We start from the raw sequence: 18,380 nt of genomic DNA, 5'->3' as shown, positions 1-18,380 counted from the left end.
AGCCTAGCGCAGATGCCCGTGCTGCAACGCCTTCAAGGCGGCGCGAGTCCGGTCGCGGGCGCCAAGCTTGAGCAGCAGGTTGGAAACGTGGTTCTTCACGGTGCCTTCCGCGAGCGACAGCACGTCGGCGATTTCCTTGTTGCTGTAGCCCGCGCAAATGAGGTGGAGGATCTCGCGCTCGCGGGCGGTCAGCGTGTCGCCCTTGAAATCGTCGGGCGGGGGTTCGGCGTTGCGGCGGATGGCGGCCATCAGGCTTTCGGTCATCGCCGGCTGCAGCGCCGAGCCATTGCCGGCCAGCGATCGGATCGCCTCCGCCAGCTGTTCCAGCGACACGTCCTTGAGCATCAGGCCCTTGGCCCCGGCCTTGGCCGCTTCGAGCGCGGCATCGCCATCGTCGAACGTCGTCAGCACAAGCGTCGGCGGCAACGCGTCCATGGCGGCCAGCCCCTTGAGCACCGCAATGCCGTCGAGCCGCGGCATGCGCACGTCGAGCAAAAGCACGTCGGGCTTGAGCTCCGGCACGACCGCCAGCGCTTCCTCGCCGTCGCACGCTTCGCCGACGACTTCGATATCGGGCAGGAGTTCGAGCAGCCCCCGCACCCCTTGGCGGACGAGCATCTGGTCGTCGACAAGGACAACCCGGATCATGCGGGTTGCGGCGGTCCCAGCGGCAGCCACGCATCGACGGTGAAGCCTGCGCCGCGCTCCTTGCGGACCGCGAGCTTTCCGCCCAGCAGTTCGACCCGCTCGCGCATGCCGCGCAGTCCGGAACCGGCCTTCGACGGCGCCGGGCGGGCCGCGCCGTCATCCTGCGCGATCAACCGCACGCCGCCTTCGTCGGACGCGACCTGAAGCCACAGGTTCTTGGCCTGGGAATGGCGCACGGCATTAGTCACCGCTTCCTGCGCGCACCGCATTAGGGCGTACGCCTGGTCGGGCGTGAGCTGCACGCGCGACGATACGTCGACGTGCACGGCCGGCGACGGCACGCGTTCGGCCAGCGCTTCGAGCGCTTGCTTTAGGTCGCAGCGCTCGGCTTCGCGCAATGTCGAAACGACGTCGCGGACCTTCCCCAGGAGTTCGCTGGCAAGACCGCGCGCCTTGAGTACATGGTCGTTGGCGCGCCCGAGGTCGCTGACATGGCTGGCGATTTCCAGCTGCAAGCCGAGCGCGGTGAGTTCGTGACCCCAGGCATCGTGGAGTTCGCGGGAGATACGCGTCCGTTCCGCGTCGCGGGCATTGTTGGCGATGACCGCATGCGCGCTTGCCAGCGCCTCTGCGGTTTCCGCTTCGCGCCGCAGGGCGACCGCGGTGACCAGCGTCGACATCTGCAGCCCGAACGCCATCCAGTTGACCCAGCAAAGGTCCGGGTTGGGCACGATGGCGAGGACGAGGTTGGCGACGATCGTTTGCGCCAGGACCAGCCCAACCGCGCGAAGGGCCGGCAGAGCAAAGCCGACCTGCCAGGCCAAAGGCACGAGAAACATCGCCATCAGCGACCAGTTGAGCAGCACGATCATTGCCAGGATCGAGACGAACTGGACCGCGATGAGCGACCACCATTGCACCTTGGACAGCCGCAGCGTCATCGAGCCAAGCATTGCTAGGCCGCACAGCGCAAACGGGACCAGCCATAACGGCGAGACCAGCGACCCTCGCAACGGCGTGGCGGTGACGATCGATTCGACCACCCGCGCACCAATCACGGCCCAGACGAACAGGGCCGCGAGACTGAAGAGCCAGCGATGCCGGCTGCTGAAATGGCGTGTCATGGCGCGAATTTGCCAGATAGTCTGCGGAGTTGCCATAGGTCGGAAGTCATGGTTACGCGCCCGCCGCGATGCGCGGATCATGGCGCGCCCGGCACCCGGAGCATCTGCAGAACAATCGTGGAATGCGCGTTGAAGCCGCGAGAATTGCCCAACACGATTGCCCCCGCCCCAGTTTGCGGGTCGAAGCCGATGTAGGATTGAAATCCGCTGGTGCGAGCGCCGTGGTGGATGATCGTACGGCCGCCGCGTTGGAGGTGCTGCCAGCCGAGGGCGACGCTGTCGCCCCTGTCGCTGGTGGGCCTGCGCGGCTGATGCGCATCCCGCATCGCCGCCTCCAGCGGCGATTGTGGCGCGCCGATATTGGCTTCGAGGTAGGTCAGCATGTCGGCGGCAGTTGAACGCAGCCCGCCTGCCCCGGCCAGAACGGCCCACGTCCAGTGAGGGACGACCTCGCCCTGCGGATTGTGGCCCTTGGCCATCGGATGGCGCAAATTGGACTGGCGACCGAAACCCGTTGCCGACATGCCAAGTGGAGCGAGGATGCGTTCGCCGATCAGGGCGTCTATCGAAGCAGCGCCTGCCGCCCGGGCCAGTGCATGGCCGAGCAGGCCGCCGCCGAGGTTCGAATATTCGAAGCGGGCGCCAATATCTCGATCTAGTTCGTAGGACGACAGGAAGGCGTAAAGGTGCTTGGCCTCGAACGCTGCGAACGGATTGTTCATGTCGGGTACCTGGTATCCGACGGGCGACCGCGGCAGGCCCGACATGTGCGTCGCAAGATCGACTAGAGTGATCTGCCGCCCGCCGCGGGATGGCACGCGCACGCCGGCGGGCAGATACTTGGACACGGGGTCATCCAGCGCGACTTCCCCCTTGCGGACCATGTCCGCCAAGACGGTCGTGGTGAAGGTCTTGGTGATCGACCCGATCTCGAAACCCGTGTCGCCGGATAGCGGCGGCTCGCCTGTGCCCGCATCGCCGAAGCTGACGATTCGGCGGCGGCCGTCCGGTTCGAGCAGGCCAAGCACGACGCCCTTGACCTCGCCGCGGCCGACGACAGTGACGAGCATCTTCTGCAGCTCCTCGTCCGGCGGGAAATAGCTTGCCGCCGCCTCTTTGCCCGGCGAAGCCGGGGCGGTCGGAACCGCCGCGACCGCGGCCCCGGCCGACGACATCAGAACGGCAAGCGCAATCAGCGCAGGGCGCGTTCGTCCCGCCATCAATATTTCACCGAGCAGCCGTAGGGCCGGGCCGTCGCGACCGACACCTTCTTGCCGGCCTTGATTTCCGCGAGCGCGGCAAGGACGTGGTTGCGGGCGGTCTTGATGTCGGCCTGGTCGGCGCTCGGCTTGTCGTCGATGCCGCCTGCGTAAACCAGCGTCCCGGACTTGTTGATGATGTACATGTGCGGCGTGGTCTTCGCGTCATAGGCGTGGCCGACCTTGCCCGACGGATCGAGCAGGTAAGCGGTCGGCCGCGCGCCGGACTTGGCCACGACGCCCTTCGCTTCGGCAGCGGTCATGTGCCCCTGGTTTCCGGGCGCGCCGGAATTGATCGACAGCCACACGGCTCCGTCCTTGATCGCCGTGGCCTGCGTCTTCTGCATATTGCCGCTACCGTAATGCTTGCGCACGAACGGGCATTCGGGGTTGGTCCATTCCAGCACCACGGTCTTGCCGCGATAGTCGGACAGGCTGACCTGCTTTCCATCGATGCTGGGAAGCGTGAAGTTCGGCGCGGGCTTGCCGATGACATTGGCGGCCTGAACCTGGGGGGTATCGGTGCACGCGGCCAGCAAGGCCACGGTGGCATAGATGGGCAACGACAGTCTCATGGGTTTCTTCCTTCTAGCTGACGAGTGAAATGAGGCGGGCCGGGGTCAGCACCTGCGGCAATGTCACGACCGGACGGCCCGGCGCGTAGAAAAGGTAGAGCGGGACGCCCGAGCGGCCGTGGGCTTCGAGAAACCGGCCGATCGCCGCATCGCCCGTCGTCCAGTCGCCGACCAGGACCGCGACCTCGCCCGTTCCGAAGGCCTTGGCGACGTCGGACCGTTCCAGCGCGACCTTTTCGTTGACCTTGCAGGTCAGGCACCAGTCGGCGGTGAAATAGACGAACACCTTGCGCCCGCCTTGCTGCAGCTCGGCCAGCCGCGCCTCACTGAACGGTTCGGTCTTGAGATTGCTCTCGGCCGACTTGGAAGCTGGCGTCACGGTGCTGCCCGCGGCGGGCAGGAAAACCAGGGCTGCAACTGCCGCAGCGGCCGCCGGCACAAGGCCCAGCCAGGCGCGCCCGCCGCCCTGCTGCCGGCGGCCGGCGATCCACAAGGCAAGAGCGAGCGCAAGTGCCGCGGCAAGCCCGAGGGCCATGCCATCGGCGCCCGATTGCCGCCCGAGCACCCACGCCAGCGCGAGTGCAGTGACGAACATCGGGATCGACAGCAGGCGGCGGAAACGCGCCATCCAGGGTCCCGGGCGCGGCAGCTGCCGGCGCAGGGCCGGGACGAAGCCGAGAAGCAGGAAAGGCAAGGCAAGCCCGAGGCCGAGACCGGCAAAGATCGCCAGCGCCGCAGCCACTGGCAGGATGAGCGCAGCACCGAGGGCGACCCCCATGAAGGGTCCCGTGCAAGGGGTCGCCACGAAGGCCGCCAGCGCACCGGTCCAGAACGACCCGCGCGCGCCGCGTTGGCCGGCCAGCCGGTCGCCGCCAGTAACGGCGGGCAGTTCGAACAGTCCCGCCAGGTTGAGCGCGATGGCCGTGACCAGCAGCAGGAGGATGAAGATGACTCGCGGATCCTGCAGCTGGAAGGCCCAGCCTGCCGCAACGCCGGTCGCGCGCAGTGCCAGCAGCCCGGCGCCGAGCGCAAGGCAGGTCAGCACCGCGCCAGCCGTATAAGCGAGGGCATCGCGCCGCGCCGCGCCTTCTTCTCCGCCCGCCTTGGCCAGGCTGAGGGCCTTGAGGCTGAGGATCGGAAAAACGCACGGCATGAGGTTGAGCAGCAGCCCGCCGAGGATCGCGCCGAACAGGGCCGCGAGGATGGCCGTCAGCCCCGTTTCGGACGTGGCACCCGGTGCCGCCCCGGCAGCAGCCACCGGTCCGGGAACAGCCGTCAGCGACAGGCCGGTGCCCGTACCGAGATCGAGTACGCCCGCGACCTCCGTCGGCGCTGAGCCCGCCGATTCGACGTCGACGATCAACGTGTCGCCGGTGCGAGTCACGGTCTGCACGGCATTATGTTCGAACGCGCCGTAACTGAGCGGATAGAAATAGGGCGATTTCGCCGCCACCCCGGCCGGGAGCGGCACGGCCAGCCGGAACCGGTCGCCGGCAAGTTCGAACCGCGCCTGGCTGCCGAGCGGCTTGGGCAGGGCCTTCCTGAAACCATCGAACGTCGCCGCATTGGCGGTGCTCGGCGCCCCGGCGCGCAGGGTCAACGCAAGCTCCGCCTTTTCGGGAACGCACACCTCCGACGTGCAGGCGATATAATCGACCTTCGCCCGCACCGGCAGCGACGAGCCCGCCGCAATCCCCTGCGGCACGGCGATGTCGACCAGCAGCGCGTAACCGCTTTCGTAGACGTAATTCATCATGCCGGAGAACAGCAGCCGGTGCGGCACCGGATATTGTAGCGGCCCCGCGGTGACACCGGCCGGGAGCGTCCAGTCGACCTTGGTTTCGCCGCCGCTGTCGCCCGGGTTCTGCCAATAGCCATGCCACCCCGGCCGCGGCTGCATGGCAATCGCGAGCGTCACCTTCCCGCCGGGCGCGACCGTCGGCGATTCCGCCAGCAGGCGCGCGCTGATCGCGTTCTCGCCAGCGGGCGGAAGCTGCGCCCGGGCCACTGAGCCCAGCAGCAGTGCCGCAACAATCGCATGAGCGGCCCAGGCCGCGATCCGAAGGAAAAGTCTGGTCATGACGGCATTGCTGGCACCGTTCGCAGGTCGAAACAGGTGCCGAAGGTCATGGTCTTGGCGGGGCTGACCGGCACTTATGCTGCGCACCGGCGACCCGCACATTTGCCCGACACAATGGGAAGGGCTTTCATGATCCGGTCGTTTGGCGCTGCAATTTTCCTACTCGCTTCCGCCGCCCCCGCGCTGGCGCAGCGCGCCGATGAAAATGCGGTGAAGTCCGCAGGTGACGCTTTCGGCACCAGTGTCGGCAATGAGAAGATCGGCCTGTACAGCCCCGATGACGTGCGCGGCTTTAGTGCGGGCCAGGCCGGCAACATCCGCCTGGAAGGTCTTTCGCTGACAGAACATGGCGGCTTCGGGCGGATTGCCAGCGGGTCGACGATCCGTGTCGGGCTGACCGCGCAAAGCTACCCCTTCCCGGCCCCGACCGGCATCGCCGACTTCGCGCTGCGTAAGTCCGGCAACGAGGCGGTGTTGAGCCCGGTCATATCTTGGCCCGTTCGGCTCTCACGGGTTCGATCTCGACGGCCAGCTGCCGATCGTCCGCGACCGCCTCAGCCTCGCCGCCGGCTTCTCCTACCGATACCAGGAGGCGTTCGACGGCGACGATAATCGCAGCACGCAGTTGGGCGGCGTGCTCCGCTGGCGGCCCAGCGACCGGGTCGAGGTCAACAGTTTCTACGGCAACGTGATGATCCCGCACGACCGCAACATGCCGCTGATCTTTACCGGCGGCGCCTACCTGCCGCCCAAGGTGGAGCGGCGATATTTCGGGCTCGACTGGACAATCAGCAAGGCCAGGCGGCACTTCTTCGGCAGCCTCGCGACGGTCGCGCTGTCGTACAGCTGGCAAGTGCGCGGCGGGCTATTCCGCTGGGAAAACGTCGCCACGCAATTGCGCACCGAATTGTATCGCAACGTCCAGCCTGACGGATCGGCGAACCGCACCGTGGTGGCCAGTGAAGACGCGTCGTCGCGGTCGACGTCCGGCGAGGCTCGCCTGTCTCACACACGCACCGAAGGCGGCCGGCGGCATACCATCCACGTCACGGCGCGCGGGCGCGCTACCCGCCGCAATTACGGACCGACCGCGGTCGTCGACCTTGGCCCGGCCTCGATCGCGACCCGGGTGGATGCGCCCGAACCTGAATTCCTGTTCGGGGCGGATTCCGACGATCACATCCGCCAGCTCACCGGCGGCATCGGCTATGAGGGTCGCTGGCCGGGCGTCGGCGAGCTCAGCTTAGGCGTCCAGAAGGCCAACTATGAAAAGGTCAGCAATCTCCCGGGCCTGTCGCCGCTAGTGACGAAGGACGATCCGTGGCTCATCAACGGCACCGTCGCCGCCTATCTGACGCCGAAGCTCGTCGCATATGCCGGCTACACCCGCGGACTTGAAGAAAGCGGCACCGCGCCCGCGAATGCGGTCAACCGCAACAGTGCACCGCCGGCGCTGCGCACCAGCCAGCGGGACGCCGGCATCCGCTATACGATCGCGCCTGGTGTCAATTTCGTCGCCGGCCTGTTCGACGTGCGCAAACCCTATTTCACGCTCGATCCCGACCGCGTCTATCGCCAGCTCGGCACGGTCCGCCATCGCGGGATCGAACTGTCGCTGGCGGGACAGCCCGCGCCGGGGCTGACCGTGATCGGCGGCGCCGTCCTCCTCGATGCCGAAGTTTCGGGCGAGGCCGTCAGCCTGGGCGTGATCGGGCCGAAGCCGGTTGGCATCGCGGGCCGTACGCTGCGCTTCAACGCCGATTATCGCCTGCCCTTCTTCGCCCCATTGTCCATCGACTTGGGTCTCAACAACCGCAGCAGTCAGGCCGCCGGCTCCCAGGTGCACGAAGCGCTGGGCGGAGAACAGTTGACGACCGGCCCCAAGACGACGGTCGACATCGGCGCGCGCTACCGGTTCAAGCTTGCTGCGGTCCCGGCCGTCCTGCGCGTCCAGGTGACCAACCTGTTCGACAGCTACGCGTGGGACGCGGCGTCGAACGGATCGCTGCGCTTCAGCGACACCCGCCGCGTCGCCGCAACGCTCGCGGCGGATTTCTGAACGAGGAAGGTGGAGGTGCGGCCAGTTGGAGGAGCACAAGTCTCCACGGAAATTCCCTGAAAATGGTAGTTTACAGGGAAATTCTTCTTATCTGCCGCCGAAGACCGCGAGGCGCCCCCGCGGGAGCGGCAGTTTTCCGCTGTTTTTGAAGGCGAGTTCCCTAATCAACCGAACAGGGAATTGATCCCCCGTTACAGGGAAGCGGAACGACACGAACAGGGACGCGCCAGGCGCAGGTTATGGCGAAACAGCGAAGGGCTAGTGTCCGTTTTCGACCCAAGTCCGACACTTGAGGCTTGGTCAGTCGGTGCGCCAGCATGTCTCAAGAAAGGTGCGCAACAGTCACTTTCGTGCCGGGGTTCTGGTCCGCCACCTCGACAGTGGCATCCAGTTGTTTCGCGAGAGCTTCGACAATCCCAGTGCCAAGTCCAGGCTTTGTATCGCTCTCCGCGGGCATGCCGTCCCCGTCGTCCTCAACCGTCAGAGTCCAACCTTCCTCGCTCGATGAGTAGTCGACTTCGATTTTGCCCTTCTGATTCCGGCCGGGGAAGGCGTGTTTCAGGGCGTTTATGACAAGCTCGGTAACTATCAACCCAAGGCTAACCGAAATATTAGCATTCGTGACGGTGTCGTCGACATTGGACGACAGGGAAATGCGGTTAGGGTTGTCGATCATTGACGCGCCGATGCTGGCGCACAAGTCAGCGAGATATTTCATCAGTTCGACCTTGTCCGCGCTTTTCATTGCAAGTTGCTTTTGAAGTGTAGCGATGGACATCACTCTTTGATGCGCGTCAACCAAGGTACAATCTGATGAAGAACTATTTCCTAGCCGCTGTTGCGGCTGCTGCGATCGCGTCACCCGCGCTCGCTCAAACCGTCGGCCCGTATGTCGGCATCGAAGGCGGCGTCATGTTCCCCAAGGACACGAACGTGAACGCCAACGTGAACTACATGAGCCCCGCGATTCCGGACGCGACGTACAAGAATGTCGCAACCGTCAATTCCAAAACCGGGTTCGACGTGGACGCGATCGGCGGCTACGATTTCGGCATATTCAGGCTCGAGGGAGAGCTTGGCTACAAGCGCGCGAAGACCGACAGCCTCCAGCTGAATCCGTCATTCGTTACCGCCTATCGGGACGCAACCGGAGTTACGCTGGCAAACAGCAATTTCGATCTCAATGACAAGGTCACCGTCCTTTCCGGGATGGTCAACGGCCTCGTCGACTTCGAGCTCGGCGGAGCGTCGGTGTACGGCGGTGTCGGCGCCGGACGCGCCAGGGTCAAACTCCTCGGCGACAGCGACAATGCCTGGGCCTACCAGGGCATCGCCGGTGTTCGCATCCCGGTTACCTCCAGCGTCGGTGTCGGCCTGAAATATCGCTATTTCCGGACAGCGAAGCTTAACTTCAACGAGAATGCGACGGTCGCCGACGCCGGCGTTGGCTTTGCAAGCAGCAACCACTTCAGCTCGCACAGCGTTCTCGCCAGCCTGATCTACAATTTCGGCGCGCCGGCCGCGGCGATGGCTCCGATGCCTGTCGCCGCACCGGCACCTCCGCCGCCGCCTCCCCCGGCGACGCAGACCTGCCCCGATGGCACGGTTATCATGGCAACCGACATTTGCCCGGCTCCGCCGCCGCCGCCGCCACCACCGGCCCCGGCACCAGAGCGCGGATAAAACTAGCTAAGCACTGACAGACGGCCCGGGCGAGAAATCGTCCGGGCCATTTTTCTAGACCCGAGTCGGAGGTACCTAATAAACGCGCCTCTCCGCGGCCGCTGCAGGGTGGGGCTAGCGTCCGCTTTCCACCCATTGCGGACATTCAGTCAGCTAAAAAACAAGCCTCCCATCGCCGCCGAGCCCAGGACGACTGCGGGTACATTCAACTTGGATCGCCACAGATACAGGACGGCCAGCCCAATCGCGAAGATGATTGTGGCGACCGGCAGCGAAGGTACGGAGCGACTGACGTTCCACGCCAGCTGAATCGCGGTGACACCGATTAGTCCAACGACGCCAGCAGCAACACCTTCGAGAATAGTGTGGAGGTGCTCGTTCTCCACCACTTGCTCAAGGCGCTCGTAGAAGAGGAACGCGAATGCAAAAGCGGGCATGAAGATGCCGGCTGTCATCGCAAGGGCGCCGGGAAGCCCTCCCGCGACATAGCCAACGAAGGTCGCGAAGATTATGAGCGGCGCTGGAATGATGCCCGAAAGCGCGAGGCTATCTAAAAACTGTCCTTCGCTAATCCAGCCACGGCCGACTGCGTCGCCCCGAACAAAGGGAATGGCCGTGTAAGCTCCCCCAAAAGTCAGCAGGCCCGCCTTCAGCCCGGAAAGGAACAAGGCAAGCGGTGCGACGCTGCCCCACGGTACTTGTGCAATCGTCCCGGTTGGCACTCTCGAGCCCAGAAGGAGCGTATTGCCAGTCGTCAGGACGGCCAGGAGCAATGCGACTCCGATGATGACAATCGCCACTGCGTAGCGGCGAGCCGAGAGGGCCGCGTAGGTCAGTCCCGCCGCCGGCAACGTGATCCAGAAGCTGACGTCCAGGGCCGCGCCGGCAGCGCATGCGGGACCGATTGCCCACAACAAGGGATCGGTCAGCGTGTGATCGGCAATCCGATGCACCGCGCGAACGATAAGGCTGATGACGCCGATCTGAATCCCGAGAAAGACAATTGCTATTCGCGGATCGTGAAGATCCAGCCGTTGGTAGAGCCACGCGATTATCAGGATCAGGACAAGCCCCGGCAACATGAAACCGAGGCCGGCAAGAAAACCGCCGAGACGCCCGCGCTTCAGCATGCCGAAATGTACGCAAAGCTCGTGCGCTTCCGGTCCGGGAAGGACTTGGTAAATCGCAAGAAGCCGGTTGAAGCGGGACGGCTCAATCCACCGCTGTTCCTCAACGAGCTCGCGCTTGATCAAGGCAATCTGCGCAACTGGTCCACCCCAGGCGAGAAAGCCGAAGCGAAGGAAACGGAGAAATATCGCGAGTAACGTTTCTTCGCGCGCGTTCGTCGTCATCCGCCGCTCCGTGAAGCGCCGAAGTTGCAGAACGGCGATTGCCCGGTCAATCGCTAGGGAAAGTTAGGCCAGACCGAGCGTCCGTTTTCCACCCAAAACAGAAGCTAAGCGGATGATCGTCCGTTGGTGTTTTCTTTCGAGGAGGCACCAATGCTCAATCCATCCACGACCCACCTCCAACAACATTTCAGGGGTGCCAAGCTTCCGCTGAAGCCGATGCACATCTCGGGAATGCGGGTGAGGCTCCAGGTGGAGAGACGTTGGCGCGATCTGGCGCTTCTCGACGTTGCGATCGACAGCAAGCTTCGCGGCTGCGACGTGGTGACACTCCGATCGTCAGACGTGCTCGTCGGTGCTGTAGTGCGCAAGCGGGGCATGGTTATTCAGCAAAAAACCGGCCGACCCGTTCAGTTTGAGATTACCGACCAAGCGCGCCAGTCGATCTCCAGGTGGCTGGAGCAGCGAAGGGCAGGCTCAAAAGACTGGCTGTTTCCGAGCCGGATGAATCGAGAGTGCCACTTGTCAGCTCGGCAGTATGCTCGGCTCGTCAAACAGTGGGTAAAGCTAATCGGGCTCGAACCTTCGGCTTATGCAACTCACAGCCTCAGACGTACGAAAGTCTCGCTGCTTTACCGGAAGACCGGCAATCTAAGAGCGTGCCAGCTGCTCCTTGGCGACACCAAGCTGGAGAGCACCGTCCGCTATCTCGGCGTTGAACTGGACGATGCCTTAGAAATGTCGGCCGCGCTGGAGATCTGAATGTACGCAATGGGTGGAAAGCGGACGGCAGCTTTGGGTGGAAAACGGATATTAATCAGTGGATTGGAAGCGTCGATCCACAAGCGGCGCGCACGGCTTCGCGCAGCCAACGGTGTGCTAGATCTCCGTCTAGACGTGGATGCCAGAGCAGGGAGAGCGTGAACTCCTTGGCCGGTAAAGGCACCGGAAAGGTGTGCATACCTTCGCGGAGGGCAGCCGTGTGTTTTTCCGGCACCGTGGCAATGAGCTCTGAGCCGCGGCACAAAGCAAGAGCGGTCGCGAAACCGTCGACCGTTGTCATCACCTTCCTTGCCAGCCCGAAGTCATCGAGCAACTCGTCGACACGACCGAGATCCAGACCGGCACGCCAGGCGATCACATGCGGCCAGCCAGTGTAGACTTGGGGCGTCATCTTCCGACCGATCAGCGGGTGCTGGGCCGACACAACTCCAACGTAACGGTCCGTGAACAGGGCTTGCGAGCGGACCTCAGGACTGATCGGCCCTGCAACGACGCCGGTCTCCAGGTCGATGGACCCTTCGCGCAATCCGGCGCTGTCTTTGTCGAGCTTCCGCACGAAGCGAAGCTGAACGCCCGGCGCTTCGTCGTGGATCTTGCGGATGAGAGCCTGCCCGAACGTCTCTGCAAATCCGTCGCTGGTGCGCAGAGTGAATGTCCGCTGGAGGGTCGAGAGGTTCAGCCCTTCCTGAGGTCGCAATAGGATGTCAGCGTCCTGCACCAGGCTTCGCACCTGCTGCCGGATGTCCTCGGAACGCTTGGTTGGAACGAGGCCCCGGCCTGCCCGAACCAGCAGCTGATCGCCGGTAACCTCTCTTAGCCGGGCGAGCGTCCTGCTCATCGCCGAAGGGCTCAGATGGAGCCTCCGCGCCGCTTTTGCGACGCTGCCTTCCTCAAGCAGAACGTCGAGCGTGCGAAGCAGGTTCAGATCCGGTTGCATTGCGTGGTATATATAGCGTCAGGCGCAATGATAGAATGCAAATAGTGCGCCTACCGCCTCATGTTAAACGAGCGTAGTTCGGTGCTCTGACCGCAGGAGGCTGATACGTGGAACGCACGGCTCTCGATGATTTTGCCGATAGGGTTGCAGGTGCTTGGGGCCCGATCAGCTCCGAGTTGGTTGACACCTGCCGCAGCGCACTTGCCAAGTTGACGTGCGCCGACGCTGCCGAACTCTGGCTTGCGTCGCTGCGACAGGAAAAGCCCGCGAGCCGGGAGCTTCTTCGCAGCCCCACGCAGGGCTTTATGCTGCTTGCGCACACAGAGAACCAAGGTCTCTTTCGGCCGCCGCACGATCACGGACGCGGCTGGGTAGTCTATGCCGTGCAGTCGGGCGCTCTCGAGATACGAACTTACGGGAAAGTCGCTCGTCCCGACGGAACGCTCGAGCTTGTCTTGCGGGACGAGACCATTCTCGAACCTGGAACCGCGCTGGCCTACCTTCCCGGCGACATCCATGACACGCGCTGCCTCAGTCCAACGGCGCTGCTGTTCCGGTTCACCGAACGGGACCTGCGACACGAGGACCAGGTTGAACGCAAGGTCACGCGCTTCGTCGAGCGGGATGGAAGATGGGTCGCGCCGCAGCCGTGCGAATGACGGGTCGCGAAGTCGCTGGGACCATCGCCGTTCTCCTCGCGATGGCGCTGGTGGTGCTCGATGCGGGGATCACCAACGTGGCGTTGCCCACGATTTCCGCGGCGCTTCACGTCTCGCCGGCAACCATAGTCCTGGTGACGAGCTCATATCAGCTTGCCCTCCTGATGGCCTTACTTCCGGCGGCGCACGTCGCCGGCCGGTATGGCAGTCGCAGGCTGTTCGTACTCGGCGTGTCCATCTTCACCGCGGCGTCATTGGCGGCGGCGCTTGCCTCCAGTTTCCCTGCGCTTGTCGTAGCTCGGTTCGTGCAGGGCATCGGCGGCGCGGCCGTGATGGCTTTGGGCATTCCGTTGCTGCGAAGCGTGCTCGGACGCGATCGTCTTGGCGCGGCGATCGGCTGGAACGCGCTAAACGTGGCAATCTGCGCGGCCGCGGCGCCCGCGATCGGCGCATTCGTGCTTGCTGCGGCATCCTGGCCGGCGCTGTTCCTGCTTAACCTGCCCGTCGGGATGCTCGCGTTCGCCGCCGCCTCCGCGCTTCCGGCGGATAGCGGCAGGGGTACGCGTGCCGACCCGCGCAGCATCGTATTCCACGCGGCGGCAGCGGCGCTTCTCTTCTTGGCCCTCGAAAACCTCGTCGCGATACCGTTTGCAGCCGCACTTCTCGCGTTCGCAGGAGCAGCGTGTCTTGGCTTTCTGGTCCGGCGCAACCGGTTCAGAGCTGCGCCGCTCCTCCCGCTGGACCTCATGGGAGACCGTAGTTTGCGCCTTGCAGTCAGCGCCTCGATGCTCTGCTTCGTTGCCCAGTCTGCGGGTCTGCTTGCGCTGCCCTTCTACCTGCAGAACACATTGCGCCAGAACGCAGTTGTTACCGGCCAGGTGCTTGCCTGCTGGCCGCTGACGGTCGCGTTGACCAGTCGGTTGGCTGCAAAGCTGGCGGAGCGGGTCAGTACCGCCACTCTGTGTGCCTCGGGCACGCTGATCCTATCGGCAGCGCTATTGGCGATTGCAGCGTTGCAGCCGGGCCCGGTGGTGCTTGCCTTCTACGCCACCGTGTGCGGCGCCGGATTCGGCCTGTTCCAGATACCGAACAACCGCAACCTGTTCCTGCTGGCGCCGGAAGACCGGGGCGAAGCAGCGGGCGGAATCCAGGGAACGGCACGGCTCACCGGTCAAACCGCCGGCGGTGTGATTGTCTCACTCACCTTCACCTTGTCGCCGCCAATCGGTACGCTGCCCTGCATCTTTTTTCTAGCTGCGCTATTCAGCTTAGCCGCCGCGCTTTTCTCTCTGCGGCAGCTGAGCCACGCGCCACGAGGACCAGCCCTATGCGACGCGTGACAACTGCAAATCGCACCCGGGAGCTTCGTACGGAGCGGCTACGCATGCGCCGCGCGCGCGCTTGCGATCTCTCAGCCATTCACGCGATCATGTCGGATGCCGAAGTGATGCGCTTTTGGTCGACGCCGCCGCACGTTGATCTCTCGCAAACGGAGGCATGGCTCGCAGGCATGATTGCGGCCGACGCGGCGCACGAAAGTGATGAGTTCGTGATTGAGTACGATGGCGTCGTCATCGGCAAGCTCGGCACCTGGCGCCCTCCGGAATTAGGCTTCATCATCAGCCGCCACTGCTGGGGCCGCGGCTTTGCGAAGGAGGCGCTTCAAGCGTACATCAAACATGTGAAACGGCGCGGCTCCGATGAGCTTACCGCCGACGTAGACCCGCGCAACGCCGCCTGCCTTCGGCTTCTCGAAAAGTGCGGGTTCGTGGAAACCGGGAGGGAGACGGCGACCTACGTCGTCAACGGGCGGCCCTGTGACAGCGTCTACCTGCAACTCGACGTCCAACTCTACGCCGAAGGGGAGAAGCGCGATGAAACGGGCACTTAAGATCCTTGGAGGAGTCGTCCTCGTCCTGCTGCTGGTCGTCGCGGGACTAGCGCTTTACGTCTACCAGTCAGCAATTGAGCCTAAGCGGCCGGTGGGCTTCCAGCAGATCGCCATTGCCGATCCGGGACATTCGCGGATTGCTGCCGGCGTCTGGTATCCAACGACAGCCAAACCCGGCTTCATGCTGCTGGGGAGCGGCGGGCAACGCGTCGCGACGAATGGTCCGGTAGACGGCGCGCGGCTGCCGCTGATTATATTCTCACACGGCACTGCGGGATCTGCCGTAAGCCACGCCGACACAGCGATTGCGTTGGCCGAGAACGGGTTCATCGTCATCGCGCCGACGCATCCCGGCGACACCTTCGAAACAGCAAGCGACATCGAGCCGTGGCTCCTGAACCGCACGCGGCACATACAGAAGACAATCGACGGAGCGCTCACCTCGTGGAAGGATCGCGCCCACGTCGATGCACAACGGATCGGCATATTCGGATTTTCTGCAGGCGCTACGACAGGCCTCATCGCCATCGGCGGCAGACCGGACCTGAGCCGCATTTATACTGAGTGTGCGGCGCACTCCGAGTTCATCTGCAAGACGACCTTACCGAAGAGATACGAGAATTTCCGGCGGACATCCTGGCCGTCAGACGGACGTATCCGAGCTGCGGTCCTGGCGGCGCCCGGCCTTGGCTTCACATTCGACGCGGCAAGCCTGTCCGGCGTCAATGTGCCCGTGCAACTCTGGGGTGGCACTGCTGATCAGACGGTGCCCTTGCCGACCAACGCGAAGCACATTGCAAATTTACTCGGAGCGAAGGCGGAAATGCATGCAGTCCCGAATGCAGTTCATTTCTCGTTCCTCATGCCTTGTGGTTTGATCGGCCCCCGCGAACTGTGCAGCGACCCGAAGGGCTTCGCCCGCGCAGCCTTTCATCAGCAGTTCAACGCGGATGTGGTCAGGTTCTTCAAGTTGACGATGGGGCCCTAGTGTCCGCAATGGGTCGGAAACGGACACTAAGCGCAGACCGTCACAGCGACAGACTGACTGCTAAGAGGCGGTTCGGATCCTGCGAACATTAGAGTGGCATTTGCGACGAGACGTTCTGTTTTGTAGCTGGTTTGTTCTTGCTTTGTTTCGCAAATTGGCTATCTTATCCTGCGGGTGAAATGCGGCTTCGGAAGGGGGGAGACGCAAATGCGGTGGGGGAAACAGAGTGTCGAATACACGTGTCGCAATCGCGTACAGAAAAGTCTCTGAGCTAAGACCGTACGAGCGCAACGCTCGAACACACTCCAAAAAACAGATCCGACAGATCGCTGATTCGATTGAACGGTTCGGATTCACGAACCCGATCCTCATCGCCGACGACGGGTCAGTCATCGCCGGTCACGGCCGTCTTGCAGCCGCCAAGCTGCTCGGGCTCGAAGAGGTCTCGACACTGCCGCTGTCGCATCTCAGTCCAGACGAACGGCGTGCCTACGTTCTCGCGGACAACAAGCTGGCTCTCAATGCTGGATGGGACCGCGAGATACTGGCGATCGAGCTGCAGGCACTCGTAGACCTCGAGTTTGACGTCGAGCTGACTGGTTTCTCGCTCGCGGAAATCGACCTGGTGCTCGACGCCGCAAGCGAAAGCTCTGCTGACGGTGCGGATCAGCCCGAAGACGAAGTTCCCCCGATTGCGGAGGTGACGGTTAGCCGACAGGGTGATCTCTGGCACCTGGGCCGCCATCGTCTGCTCTGCGGTGACTCCCGGAAAGCGGACCATTTCGCGTTGCTCTTGGACGGAGCGAGCGCCGATCTCGTCTTCACTGACCCGCCCTACAACGTGCCGATCGACGGCCACGTCTGCGGACTGGGCCAGGTTCGCCACCGCGAGTTTGCAATGGGCGCCGGCGAGATGTCCGAGACTGCCTTCACCCAGTTCCTGACCGAGACCCTCGGCAACGCCGCAAAGTGCTGCCGCGACGGTGCCATTGCTTATGTCTGCATGGACTGGCGGCACATGGGCGAGTTGGTCACTGCCGGGCGCTCGGCGTTCACCGAGTTCAAGAACCTGTGTGTATGGAACAAAACCAACGGCGGGATGGGTGCCTTCTATCGTTCCAAGCACGAGCTCGTATTCGTGTTCAAGATCGGCACTGCCCCGCACACCAATAGCTTCGGCCTGGGTGAGACCGGTCGCTACCGAACGAACGTTTGGGATTATGCAGGCATTAGCAGCCCGACCGCCTCGCGCAACGAAGAGCTGGCAATGCACCCAACGGTAAAGCCCGTGGCGCTGATCGCCGACGCGATCCGCGACTGCAGCCGGCGCGGCGAGATCGTTCTCGATTGCTTCGGGGGCTCGGGTTCAACCTTGATTGCTGCCGAAAAGACCGGTCGCTGCGCCCGCCTAATCGAATTCGATCCCGCGTATTGCGACACGATCATCCGCCGATGGGAAAAGTTCACTGGCAAGCGTGCAAAGCTGGCAGGACGCGACTGCTTCGAGGATGTCGCCGAGCAACGTTCCGCTCCTGAGTTGGGAGCGGCCGCATGAGCAGAGACGACAAGGAAACGAGTAAGGGGTACCTCGTCGGCTACGGCAAGCCGCCCGCCGAACACCGGTTCCAAAAGGGAGTGTCGGGCAATCCGCGTGGTCGTCCAAAGGGAGCGAAAAACAAAACCCCACTGAAAGGCTCCGACAGACCGACGCAGGACATGTTGCTGGCCGAAGCATATCGCCCCGTGGTCCTGCGCGAGGGTGATACTCTGATCGAGCTGCCGGCGATCCAGGCAGTGTTTCGCGCCATGGGCGTAGCCGCGGTGAAGGGTAATCGCTTCGCTCAAAAGACACTCGCACAGCTGGTGCAGAACATCGAGAAGGAGCAGTTCCAGGCTCAGTATGAGCTGATGGAGTCGTTCACCGAGTACAAAGTGAAATGGAACCAGGAAATCGAGCGCTGCAAGAAGCTTGGCCTTCCCGATCCCCAGCCGCTCCCACATCCGGATGACGTCCTGATCGACTATCGCAGTGGTTCTTTTCGAATCGCGGGTCCGATGACTAAAGAAGAAAAGGCAAAGTGGGACGAGTTGATCGCGCGCCGCAACGAAGCTCAGGGAGAGGTTCTCGAATACGCTCGCCTCGAAAAAGAAGAACCTGAGTACGCAGAGCGCTACCGAGACTGGCGCCTCTTCGAGCAAAGGATTTTCGACAAGATCAACGACGCGCTGCCGGAACGCTATCAAGCCAAGTTGGAAGGTCGTGCCCGGGTTGCTGACAACGAGGAAGAAGACGGTGACGATTCCGAGTCTGAGGCCGCTTGAAAACCAACTCGACTTCGACCGCA

The 18,380-nt window shown here is 63.4% G+C and carries 18 protein-coding genes; 10 read left to right on the top strand and 8 right to left on the bottom strand.

From position 1 onward, the window contains the following. Nucleotides 1–3 precede the first annotated feature (3 nt). The 5 genes from H8M03_RS11620 to H8M03_RS11600 all read right to left on the bottom strand — a co-directional run bounded on the left by H8M03_RS11620 (nucleotide 4) and on the right by H8M03_RS11600 (nucleotide 5,686). Entirely contained in the window at nucleotides 4–648 is a 645-nt protein-coding gene (locus H8M03_RS11620) for a response regulator (RefSeq protein WP_187479585.1), read from the bottom strand. Continuing rightward, nucleotides 645–1,772 (bottom strand): sensor histidine kinase, encoded by a 1,128-nt coding sequence (locus H8M03_RS11615; RefSeq protein WP_187479584.1) that lies wholly within the window; start codon nucleotides 1,770–1,772, stop codon nucleotides 645–647. The genes H8M03_RS11620 and H8M03_RS11615 overlap by 4 nt, the downstream gene beginning before the upstream one ends. Nucleotides 1,773–1,849: 77 nt before the next feature. Further along, on the bottom strand, nucleotides 1,850–2,947 hold the full coding sequence (locus H8M03_RS11610) for a serine hydrolase domain-containing protein (protein WP_187479583.1): 1,098 nt from the start codon (nucleotides 2,945–2,947) through the stop codon (nucleotides 1,850–1,852). 44 nt (nucleotides 2,948–2,991) lie between these two features. Next, nucleotides 2,992–3,606: a thioredoxin family protein gene (locus H8M03_RS11605; RefSeq protein ID WP_187479582.1), complete on the bottom strand. Its 615-nt coding sequence runs from the start codon at nucleotides 3,604–3,606 to the stop codon at nucleotides 2,992–2,994. Nucleotides 3,607–3,619: 13 nt separating this feature from the next. After that, complete coding sequence (locus H8M03_RS11600; RefSeq protein ID WP_187479581.1) at nucleotides 3,620–5,686, bottom strand: protein-disulfide reductase DsbD family protein; 2,067 nt, start codon at nucleotides 5,684–5,686, stop codon at nucleotides 3,620–3,622. A 129-nt stretch (nucleotides 5,687–5,815) separates the two neighbouring features. Between H8M03_RS11600 and H8M03_RS11595 the strand changes: the two genes are divergently transcribed. Next, a complete protein-coding gene (locus H8M03_RS11595; protein ID WP_187479580.1) occupies nucleotides 5,816–6,298 on the top strand; it encodes a hypothetical protein in 483 nt (160 codons plus the stop codon). Nucleotides 6,299–6,320: 22 nt separating this feature from the next. Then, complete coding sequence (locus H8M03_RS11590) at nucleotides 6,321–7,745, top strand: TonB-dependent receptor domain-containing protein (protein WP_187479579.1); 1,425 nt, start codon at nucleotides 6,321–6,323, stop codon at nucleotides 7,743–7,745. Between the two features lie 322 nt (nucleotides 7,746–8,067). Here the strand turns inward: H8M03_RS11590 and H8M03_RS11585 are convergent, their stop codons facing one another. Beyond that, nucleotides 8,068–8,523, bottom strand: coding sequence for a sensor histidine kinase (locus H8M03_RS11585; RefSeq protein WP_187479578.1), 456 nt, complete (start codon nucleotides 8,521–8,523; stop codon nucleotides 8,068–8,070). A 35-nt stretch (nucleotides 8,524–8,558) separates the two neighbouring features. Between H8M03_RS11585 and H8M03_RS11580 the strand changes: the two genes are divergently transcribed. Beyond that, nucleotides 8,559–9,428 (top strand): outer membrane protein, encoded by an 870-nt coding sequence (locus tag H8M03_RS11580; protein ID WP_187479577.1) that lies wholly within the window; start codon nucleotides 8,559–8,561, stop codon nucleotides 9,426–9,428. Between the two features lie 149 nt (nucleotides 9,429–9,577). On the opposite strand, the gene chrA is transcribed toward H8M03_RS11580, so the two are convergent. Next, a complete protein-coding gene (gene chrA, locus H8M03_RS11575; RefSeq protein WP_187479576.1) occupies nucleotides 9,578–10,780 on the bottom strand; it encodes a chromate efflux transporter in 1,203 nt (400 codons plus the stop codon). A 150-nt stretch (nucleotides 10,781–10,930) separates the two neighbouring features. Between chrA and H8M03_RS11570 the strand changes: the two genes are divergently transcribed. Then, entirely contained in the window at nucleotides 10,931–11,539 is a 609-nt protein-coding gene (locus tag H8M03_RS11570; RefSeq protein WP_187479575.1) for a tyrosine-type recombinase/integrase, read from the top strand. A gap of 55 nt (nucleotides 11,540–11,594) precedes the next feature. Here H8M03_RS11570 and H8M03_RS11565 read toward each other — a convergent pair whose 3' ends face one another. Beyond that, nucleotides 11,595–12,497, bottom strand: coding sequence for a LysR family transcriptional regulator (locus tag H8M03_RS11565; protein ID WP_187479574.1), 903 nt, complete (start codon nucleotides 12,495–12,497; stop codon nucleotides 11,595–11,597). Nucleotides 12,498–12,604: 107 nt separating this feature from the next. On the opposite strand from H8M03_RS11565, the gene H8M03_RS11560 reads away from it, so the two are divergent. The 6 genes from H8M03_RS11560 to H8M03_RS11535 all read left to right on the top strand — a co-directional run bounded on the left by H8M03_RS11560 (nucleotide 12,605) and on the right by H8M03_RS11535 (nucleotide 18,357). Continuing rightward, entirely contained in the window at nucleotides 12,605–13,156 is a 552-nt protein-coding gene (locus H8M03_RS11560; protein ID WP_187479573.1) for a cupin domain-containing protein, read from the top strand. After that, a complete protein-coding gene (locus tag H8M03_RS11555; RefSeq protein ID WP_187479572.1) occupies nucleotides 13,153–14,496 on the top strand; it encodes an MFS transporter in 1,344 nt (447 codons plus the stop codon). The genes H8M03_RS11560 and H8M03_RS11555 overlap by 4 nt, the downstream gene beginning before the upstream one ends. A 44-nt stretch (nucleotides 14,497–14,540) precedes the next feature. Further along, nucleotides 14,541–15,047, top strand: coding sequence for a GNAT family N-acetyltransferase (locus tag H8M03_RS11550; RefSeq protein ID WP_246448890.1), 507 nt, complete (start codon nucleotides 14,541–14,543; stop codon nucleotides 15,045–15,047). Next, the gene (locus H8M03_RS11545; protein ID WP_187479570.1) at nucleotides 15,031–16,035 is read left to right on the top strand and encodes an alpha/beta hydrolase family protein; all 1,005 of its coding nucleotides are present in this window, start codon (nucleotides 15,031–15,033) and stop codon (nucleotides 16,033–16,035) included. Before H8M03_RS11550 ends, H8M03_RS11545 begins: the two co-directional genes overlap by 17 nt. 226 nt (nucleotides 16,036–16,261) lie before the next feature. Continuing rightward, nucleotides 16,262–17,590, top strand: a complete 1,329-nt coding sequence (locus tag H8M03_RS11540; RefSeq protein ID WP_222931878.1) for a site-specific DNA-methyltransferase — start codon at nucleotides 16,262–16,264, stop codon at nucleotides 17,588–17,590. After that, nucleotides 17,587–18,357, top strand: coding sequence for a DUF5681 domain-containing protein (locus tag H8M03_RS11535; RefSeq protein ID WP_187481087.1), 771 nt, complete (start codon nucleotides 17,587–17,589; stop codon nucleotides 18,355–18,357). The genes H8M03_RS11540 and H8M03_RS11535 overlap by 4 nt, the downstream gene beginning before the upstream one ends. The last annotated feature ends 23 nt before the right edge of the window (nucleotides 18,358–18,380 follow it).

Source organism: Sphingomonas sabuli (assembly GCF_014352855.1).
GTDB classification, from domain to species: Bacteria; Pseudomonadota; Alphaproteobacteria; order Sphingomonadales; family Sphingomonadaceae; genus Sphingomicrobium; species Sphingomicrobium sabuli.
The sequence above is the reverse complement of the archived record's forward strand: the minus strand, read 5'-3'. Positions and strand labels throughout refer to the sequence as shown.